This is a genomic window from Bradyrhizobium sp. AUGA SZCCT0158 (genome assembly GCF_018130065.1).
GTDB lineage: Bacteria > Pseudomonadota > Alphaproteobacteria > Rhizobiales > Xanthobacteraceae > Bradyrhizobium.
The window spans coordinates 208,752-216,917 of record NZ_JAFCME010000012.1 but is presented as its reverse complement, the minus strand read 5'-3'; the positions used below and the strand labels follow the sequence as shown (position 1 = coordinate 216,917).

Genomic DNA, 8,166 nt, shown 5'->3' with positions numbered 1-8,166 from the left:
GGCACACGAGCATACAGGGCAGCGGAGAACACCCGGCCTTCCCTGCGCAATGGCTTTACGGCTTATGCCGTGATCTCCCCGGAGACGAGTTCTTGGTTGACTCCGTCGCTGCCGTTCCCGCTTGCGCTTCTCCGACAGCTTGACGCCTGCAACGGGCGCCAGGACCACACGGTTTTGCCGTACGCCTCTGTCGCGTTACGTCTTCGCAACATCAGCGTCCACCGCAACCCGCCCAACGTCCGTGACGACGGCCGACGCCCTCTGAGTGGGACGGGATGGCGAAAGATATGCACCTGATTTTCATTCTGGTAAACAGAAATATTTTTTACTTTGGGGCTTGACACGATTTCCGTAAATCGGAAGTGATTTGCCCGTCGGGTCGGAATGTCGCACCCAGCCGTCATTGCGAGCGGAGCGAAGCAATCCATTCCTCGGCTGGGCGCGCCATGGATTGCCTCGCTTCGCTCGCAATGACGAGGAGAGGGCAGCGTCAAATTTGGCTGTCATTCCGTGGCTCGCGCCAAGTGGCGCGCCCTCAGATGCGCAATTCCGCATCGGGGAATGACCGCGGGACGAGCCTCAAAATGTCACAGGGAAGCCACTGGACAGTATTTATCCAACGGGTTAATTTCTCTCCGACAAAACCTGATCAGGGAGCGAGACGTGGCCGAACCGAAGGGCCCCAGCGGCGTGACCAAAGCGCTTAACGCGGCGTGGGTGCGGCCGTTTTTGTTCCTGATTTTCATCGTCGTGATCTGGGACCTGACCATCCGCGTGTTCCGGATTCCCGCCTACCAGATCCCGGCGCCCGGCGATGTCGTCGCCGTGCTGTGGACCGACTGGCCGGAACTGCTGCGGCAGGCCTGGCCCACCACCTACGCCACCATTTGCGGGTTCCTGCTCTCGGCCGTGTTCGGCATTCCCGTCGCCATGCTGATCGCGGGATCGAAGACGGTGGAAAGCTACGTCTATCCGCTGCTGGTGTTCTCCCAGTCCGTGCCGAAGATCGCGATCGCGCCGCTGTTCGTGGTCTGGTTCGGGTTCGGCATCATCCCGAAAGTGATCTCGGCGTTTCTGTTGGGATTCTTTCCGGTGGTGGTGTCGGCGGTGCAGGGCTTCAAATCGGTCGACCCTGATATGGTCGATCTGGCGCGCGCGATGCAGGGCAGCCGCTTCAGGGTATTCTGCGCCGTTAACCTGCCGCATGCGATGCCGGCGATTTTCTCCGGCCTGAAAGTGTCGATTACGCTGGCCGTGGTCGGCGCCGTGGTCGGTGAGTTCGTCGGCTCCAATTCCGGGATCGGCTATGTGCTGCAGCGCTCGATCGGTACCTTCGATCTGCCGACGATGTTCGCTGCGCTGGTGATTCTCGCGCTGATGGGCGTGATCCTGTTCTGGATCGTCGACCGGATCGAAAGCCTCGTCATTCCCTGGCATGTCAGCCAGCGCGAGGACATCATCTTTGCTTCGTAAACTGTAACCCAAAAAGAAGCGACCCATCCAAGGGCCGCAAGCCAACACCAACGGGAGGACGACAATGATACGAGCTATGACTGCGGTTTCGGCCGCGTTGATCTGGACCGCGCTTTCAGTGCTTCCCGCATCCGCCGCCGACAAGGTGGTGCTGATGCTGAACTGGTACGTCTATGGCGAGCACGCGCCGTTCTATTACGGCAAGGCCAAGGGCATCTATGCCACCGAGGGCATCGATCTCGAAATCCAGGAAGGCCGCGGTTCGGCGGCGACCACGCAGGCCGTTGCGGCCAAGACCGCCAATTTCGGCTATGTCGACGTGCCGACAATGATGCGCGCGGCGGTCAAGGGCGCGCCGATCGTCGCTACCGGCGTGCTGCTGCAGACCAGCCCGATGTCGGCGATGGGTTTCGTCGAGAAGAACATCAAGAAGCCCGAGGACATCAAGGGCAAGACGGTGGCGATCACGCCCGCCGATTCCATGACCCAGATCTGGCCGCTGTTCCTGAAGAAGACCGGCCTGAAGGAAAGCGATTTCCAGACGGTCGCCGGCGACGGCCAGACCAAGCTCAACGCCGTCATCAACGGCCAGGCTGATTTGCTGCTCGGCTACGTCATGGACCAGTCGATGAAGATCAAGGACGCCACCGGCAAGGACGTCAACGCGATCAAGTTCGCCGACTACGGCATCAACATGGTCTGCTCGGGCGTCGTCGCCAACACCGAGTTCGTCAAGTCCAATCCCGACCTCGTCAAGCGTTTCATGTCGGCGACCACCAAGGCCGTCGAAGCCGCCGAGAAGGATGCCAAGGGTGCAGCACAATCGATCCTCGACGCCAACCCCAAGGGCGGCAAGATCGAAACGCTGACGCAGGGCTTTGAACTGACGATCCCGCTCTATCGCACGGCGGAAACCAAGGGCAAGCGGCCGTTCGAGGTGACCGACCAGAACATGACCGACACGGTCAATCTGATGGTCGAGTATGGCGGCCTCGAAGCCAAGGCCAAGGACAATCCGAAGGCGTTTTATACCAATGATTATCTGCCGAAGGGTGGGTCCTGATCTCGTCATGGCGAGCGAAGCGAAGCAATCCATGGTGCCGCAAAGCAAGTATGGATTGCTTCGTCGCTTTGCTCCTCGCAATGACGAACGGCTACCACTGCATTCGAACGGAATTAACTGAATGAGCGCAGCGACCAAAGCAACGGAGACCGATCAGCCCGCCGCGCATCTGCGGCTGGTGTCCGATCGGGCGGGCGCGGGCACGCCGGGGATCACGCTATCGGGCGTGTCGAAGACCTACCGCTCGCGCGACGGCGATGTGCCGTCGCTGAAGCCGCTGGATTTTCATATCAACGAGGGTGAGTTCTTTGTCGTGGTCGGTCCGTCCGGCTGCGGCAAGTCCACGCTGCTGAAGATGATCTCGGGCCTGCTGGCGCCGTCGACCGGGGAAATCCTGGTCGAAGGCGAACAGGTGACAAAACCGCACGGCAATGTTGGCATCGTGTTCCAGAACGCGCTGCTGCTGCCATGGCGCAACATCCTCGGCAACGTGATGCTGCCGATTGACATGAAGCAGCTGCCGCGCGAGGAATATCTCGTGCGCGCCAAGGCGCTGCTCAAGATGGTCGGGCTCGAAGGCTTTGAGAAGAAGCTGCCCTGGCAGCTTTCGGGCGGCATGCAGCAGCGCGCCTCGATCTGCCGGGCGCTGGTGCACGATCCAAAAATCATGCTGATGGACGAGCCGTTCGGCGCGCTCGATGCCATGACGCGCGAGAAGATGAATGTCGAACTGATGCGGATCCAGCGCGAGACCGGCAAGACCGTGCTGCTGATCACGCATTCGATACCGGAAGCGGTGTTCCTGGCCGACCGTGTGCTGGTCATGACCGAACGCCCCGGCGCGATCGCGGCGATCTACGACGTGCCGCTGCCGCGCCCGCGTTCGCTGGATTCGATGGCCGATCCCGCCTTCACCGAACTGGTGCAGCGGATCCGCAAGCACTTCTTCACCCAAAGCGCGCTGGACTAAGGGGGTACCGCCATGCCTCCTCGCATCGCCGTGCGGGATATTTCGTTCTTCGAGCGGCCGATCCCGTTCGCGAAGCCGTTCCGGTTCGGCAGCGTGGTGATCACGTCGTCGGTGCAGGTTTTCGTGCGCGCCGAAATCGAGATCGAAGGCAAGGGCGCTTCGATCGGCGCCAGCGCCGAAATGATGGCCTCGAAATGGTTCGACAAGCGCGCGCATCTTTCGCCGCAACAAACCATCGACGGATTGCGCCGCGCGCTTGCGATCGCACGCGAGCTTTATCTGGCGCGATCCGGCCTTGACACCGCGTTCGGACACCACGCCGCCATCATCGCCGCGCAGGTCGAAGCCTGTGCGAATGAGGATATCCCGCCGCTCGCTGCTGGCTTTGGGCCGGCCGAGATCGACAAGGCGATCCTGGATGCGCTGCTGCGCGGGCTGGGCGCCAATTTCTTTGACGGCATGGCCGCAAATGTGGCCGGGATCGATGCGCGGCTGGCGCCCGATCTGGGAGATGACGCCATCGCGCAATTCCTGGCAGGACGCCGGCGGCTGGAGCGCGTCGCGATCCGGCACACGGTCGGCATGGACGACACGGTCGAAGGCGAGGGCGGCGTCGCCGACGCACACGAAAACGCCGGCGCGCGTTATTTCAAGCTCAAGCTGAACGGCGATCCCGCGGCGGATGCGGCGCGCCTGATCCGGATCGGCAATGAACTTGCGAAGCTGCCGTATGCGTACAAGGTGACGCTGGACGCCAACGAGCAATATGCCGATCTCGACGCGCTGGGCGCGCTGGTCGAGCGCCTCGACCGTGACAGCGCGTTGAAGCCGATCGCGGAAAAACTTCTGTATATCGAGCAGCCGATGCCGCGCGACATCACGCGGCAGTCGCCGCTCGGTGCGCTCACCGGCCGCGATTTCATCATCGACGAAGCCGACGATTCCTACGATGCCTTCCCGGCCGCCCGCGCGCTGGGCTATCGCGGTATCTCCTCGAAGTCCTGCAAGGGCATCTACAAGTCGGTCATCAACGCCGCTCGCGCGGCCAGATGGAGCGCCGACGGCGGACGGTATTTCATCTCGGGCGAGGACCTGACCTGTCAGGCCGGGCTCGGTGTCCAGCAGGATCTGGCGCTGGGCGCGCTGATCGGCGTCACCCATGCCGAGCGCAACGGCCACCATTATGTCGATGGATTTGCCGAGACGCCCGCTGCCGAGGCCGACGCGTTTCTGGTCGCGCATCCCGATCTCTACATCCGCGACGGCAATATCATCCGCCTGTCGATTCACGACGGCGACCTGTTGACGGGATCGCTGGCAGCGCCGGGCTTCGCGACATCAGTACATCCGGAGTGGTCGGAGTTGCCGCCGCTCCAACAACCAAAAGCAAGAACCTTGCAGGAGCAAGCGATATGACGACCAAACGCCTCGGCCTGATCATGAACGGTGTGACCGGCCGCATGGGGCTCAACCAGCATCTGATCCGCTCGATCGTCGCGATCCGCGACCAGGGCGGCGTGGTGCTTGGCAATGGCGACCGCATGATGCCGGACCCGATCCTGATCGGCCGTGATGCAGATAAAGTGGAACGTCTCGCCAGGCGCTTCAACATCGAGCGCTGGTCGACCGACCTCGACAAGGCGCTGGCCGACAAGAACGACACCATCTTCTTCGACGCCGCGACCACGCAGGCGCGGCCCACGCTGCTGACCAAGGCGATCAATGCCGGCAAGCACGTCTATTGCGAAAAGCCGATCGCGACCAATCTCGATGAGGCCGTTGCGGTGCTGCGCCTCGCTGCTGCAAAAGGCGTCAAGCACGGCACGGTGCAGGACAAGCTGTTCCTGCCGGGCCTCAAGAAACTCGCCTTCCTGCGCGACTCCGGCTTCTTCGGCCGGATGCTCTCGGTGCGCGGCGAGTTCGGCTATTGGGTGTTCGAAGGCGGCTGGCAGGAGGCGCAGCGGCCGTCCTGGAATTACCGCAGCGAGGATGGCGGCGGCATCATCCTCGACATGGTCTGCCACTGGCGTTACGTGCTCGACAATCTCTTCGGCGAGGTCGAGAGCGTGAGCTGCACCGGCACCACTGATATCCCCGAACGTTTCGACGAGAAGGGCAAGCAGTACAAGGCGACCGCCGACGACTCCGCCTACGCCACCTTCCGCCTCAAGGGCGGGGTGATTGCGCATATCAATATGAGCTGGGTGACGCGGGTCTATCGCGATGACCTCGTCACCTTCCAGGTCGACGGCACCCATGGCTCGGCGGTGGCGGGGCTGACCGATTGCGTCATCCAGGCGCGGCAGGCGACGCCACGACCGGTGTGGAATCCGGACGAGAAGCGCACGCATGATTTCTACGCCGACTGGCAGACGCTCCCCGAGAACGTCGTCTACGACAACGGCTTCAAGGAGCAGTGGGAAATGTTCATTCGCCACGTTTGCGAGGACGCGCCCTACAAGTATACGCTGCTGGAAGGCGCCAAGGGCGTGCAGCTTGCCGAATGCGCACTTCAGAGCTGGCGCGAACGGCGCTGGATCGACGTCGCTCCGATCAAGGTGTGAGGTTAAGGCCATGAACAAGCCGGTAATGCCTGTCTCGTCTTTGTCCGTGAGGTTGCCGACCGCGAACCGCAGCATCGAGAATTATCGCCTCGCCGCGTCGCGGGTCTTCCCGGCGAAGCTGGAAGGCACGCTGAACCGCGTGGCGTTCTCGGCGGCGCATGTGGTGGCCGATCCCTTTGCCGACAATGATCCGTGGCTGACGGCGGCGATCGACTGGGACAAGACCATCGCGTTCCGCGAACATATCTGGGACCTCGGTCTCGGCGTTGCCGAGTCGATGGACACCGCGCAGCGCGGCATGGGACTGGACTGGCCGACCTCGCTGGAATTGATCCAGCGCTCGGTGAAGGCTGCCAGGGCGAGGGGCAATGCGCTGGTGTTCTCCGGTGCCGGCACCGACCACCTCGCGGTCGAGGATGCCAAGAGCATCGACGACGTGATCCGCGCTTACGAAGAGCAGATCGCGGCGGTCGAGAAGGCCGGCGGGCGCATCATCCTGATGGCCTCGCGCGCGCTCGCAAAGATCGGCCGCAATGCCGACGATTACGCCAGGGTGTACAACCGCGTGCTGTCGCAGGTCCGCGAGCCCGTGATCATCCACTGGCTCGGCGACATGTTCGATCCGGCGCTGGCGAATTACTGGGGCACATCCAGCCTCGATGAAGCCATGGACATTGCGGTCGGCATCATCAATGCCAACGCCGCCAAGGTTGACGGCGTCAAGGTCTCGCTGCTCGACAAGCAGCGCGAGATCGACATGCGCCGCCGGCTCGACAAGAATGTGAAGATGTATACCGGCGACGACTTCAACTATGCCGAACTGATCGCCGGCGACGACAAGGGGTTTTCGCACGCGCTGCTCGGCATCTTCGATGCGATTGCGCCGGCGGCGTCCTACGCGCTGTCGCGGCTGGCGGCCGGGGATGAGGCCGGCTTCCACGACGTGCTGGGGCCGACGGTGCCGCTGTCGCGGCATATCTTCAAGGCGCCGACGCGGTTCTACAAAACGGGAATCGTGTTCATGGCCTATCTCAACGGCCACCAGGATCATTTCACCATGGTGGGCGGGCAGGAGAGTACGCGCTCGACGCTGCACCTGGCTGAATTGTTCCGGCTGGCCGATCAGGCAGGGCTGCTCGCCAATCCGGAACTGGCGACCCGGCGCATGAAGACGGTGCTGGCGACACGGGGTGTCGAGCCCTGATGCGGGATTTTTCGAAGGATCACCGCTGGCTGTCGCTGAACACCGCAACGGTCCGCAAGCAGGGCGACCTCGTTGCGATCATCGAGGCCTGCGCGCGGCATGGCATCCGCGCCATCGACCCGTGGCGCGATCAGGTCGCCGCCGTCGGCCTCGAGCGTGCCGCGCGTGCGGTGCGCGATGCCGGGCTGGAACTGACAGGCTATTGCCGCGGCGGCATGTTCACGTCGGATGCCGCGCATCGCATCGAGGCGCGCGACGATAACCGCCGCGCCGTCGATGAAGCCAAGGCGTTGGGCGCGCCCTGCATCGTGCTGGTCGTCGGCGGACTGCCGCAATACTCGCGGCCGGGCAGCGCGGTCTCAAAGGATATTTTGGCGGCCCGCAGCCAGGTTCACGACGGCATCGCCGAGATGATGGAATATGCTGATAGCGCCAACATGCCGCTGGCGATCGAGCCGCTGCATCCCGCCTATGCCGGCGACCGCGCCTGCGTCAACACTACCAAACAGGCGCTCGATATCTGCGATGCGCTCGATCCGAAACGATCAGGCGCGCTTGGCGTCGCGCTCGACGTCTATCACATCTGGTGGGATCCGGAATTGCTGCCACAGATCGCGCGCGCCGGCAAAGATCGGCTATTGGCGTTCCACGTCTGCGACTGGTTGGTGCCGACCAAAGACATCCTCAACGACCGCGGCATGATGGGTGACGGTGTGATCGACATCAAGTCGGTGCGATCAGCCGTCGAGGCGCAGGGCTTTGCGGGCTATTCCGAGATCGAGATTTTTTCGGAGGAGTGGTGGAGCAAGCCGATGGACGAGGTGCTGCGGACCTGTATCGAACGGCACCGGTCGGTGGTTTAAGCGGGCAACCTCTATCCACGTCGTCGTCC

The 8,166-nt window shown here is 62.8% G+C and carries 7 protein-coding genes; all 7 read left to right on the top strand.

Going from position 1 to position 8,166, the window contains the following annotated elements:
* Window positions 1-663: 663 nt before the first annotated feature.
* The 7 genes from JQ574_RS19375 (at window position 664) to JQ574_RS19345 (ending at window position 8,137) form a co-directional block, all read left to right on the top strand.
* Window positions 664-1,473, top strand: a complete 810-nt coding sequence (locus JQ574_RS19375; protein WP_192737218.1) for an ABC transporter permease — start codon at window positions 664-666, stop codon at window positions 1,471-1,473.
* A gap of 64 nt (window positions 1,474-1,537) precedes the next feature.
* Window positions 1,538-2,536: an ABC transporter substrate-binding protein gene (locus JQ574_RS19370; RefSeq protein ID WP_212383779.1), complete on the top strand. Its 999-nt coding sequence runs from the start codon at window positions 1,538-1,540 to the stop codon at window positions 2,534-2,536.
* A 121-nt stretch (window positions 2,537-2,657) separates the two neighbouring features.
* Complete coding sequence (locus tag JQ574_RS19365; protein WP_212210535.1) at window positions 2,658-3,506, top strand: ABC transporter ATP-binding protein; 849 nt, start codon at window positions 2,658-2,660, stop codon at window positions 3,504-3,506.
* A 12-nt stretch (window positions 3,507-3,518) separates the two neighbouring features.
* A complete protein-coding gene (locus JQ574_RS19360) occupies window positions 3,519-4,922 on the top strand; it encodes a mandelate racemase/muconate lactonizing enzyme family protein (protein ID WP_212210540.1) in 1,404 nt (467 codons plus the stop codon).
* The gene (locus tag JQ574_RS19355) at window positions 4,919-6,070 is read left to right on the top strand and encodes a Gfo/Idh/MocA family protein (RefSeq protein WP_212210541.1); all 1,152 of its coding nucleotides are present in this window, start codon (window positions 4,919-4,921) and stop codon (window positions 6,068-6,070) included. Before JQ574_RS19360 ends, JQ574_RS19355 begins: the two co-directional genes overlap by 4 nt.
* Before the next feature lie 10 nt (window positions 6,071-6,080).
* The gene (locus JQ574_RS19350; protein WP_212210542.1) at window positions 6,081-7,274 is read left to right on the top strand and encodes a dihydrodipicolinate synthase family protein; all 1,194 of its coding nucleotides are present in this window, start codon (window positions 6,081-6,083) and stop codon (window positions 7,272-7,274) included.
* Window positions 7,274-8,137 carry a sugar phosphate isomerase/epimerase gene (locus JQ574_RS19345; protein WP_212210544.1) on the top strand — a complete coding sequence of 288 codons (864 nt, stop codon included), beginning with the start codon at window positions 7,274-7,276 and terminating at the stop codon, window positions 8,135-8,137. Before JQ574_RS19350 ends, JQ574_RS19345 begins: the two co-directional genes overlap by 1 nt.
* The last annotated feature ends 29 nt before the right edge of the window (window positions 8,138-8,166 follow it).

Bases quoted from the DNA above. Each gene is read 5' to 3' on its own strand.
- JQ574_RS19350 (WP_212210542.1), top strand. From the start codon at position 6,081: ATGAACAAGCCGGTAATGCCTGTCTCGTCTTTGTCCGTGAGGTTGCCG.
- JQ574_RS19345 (WP_212210544.1), top strand. From the start codon at position 7,274: ATGCGGGATTTTTCGAAGGATCACCGCTGGCTGTCGCTGAACACCGCA.
- JQ574_RS19360 (WP_212210540.1), top strand. From the start codon at position 3,519: ATGCCTCCTCGCATCGCCGTGCGGGATATTTCGTTCTTCGAGCGGCCG.
- JQ574_RS19355 (WP_212210541.1), top strand. From the start codon at position 4,919: ATGACGACCAAACGCCTCGGCCTGATCATGAACGGTGTGACCGGCCGC.
- JQ574_RS19370 (WP_212383779.1), top strand. From the start codon at position 1,538: ATGATACGAGCTATGACTGCGGTTTCGGCCGCGTTGATCTGGACCGCG.
- JQ574_RS19365 (WP_212210535.1), top strand. From the start codon at position 2,658: ATGAGCGCAGCGACCAAAGCAACGGAGACCGATCAGCCCGCCGCGCAT.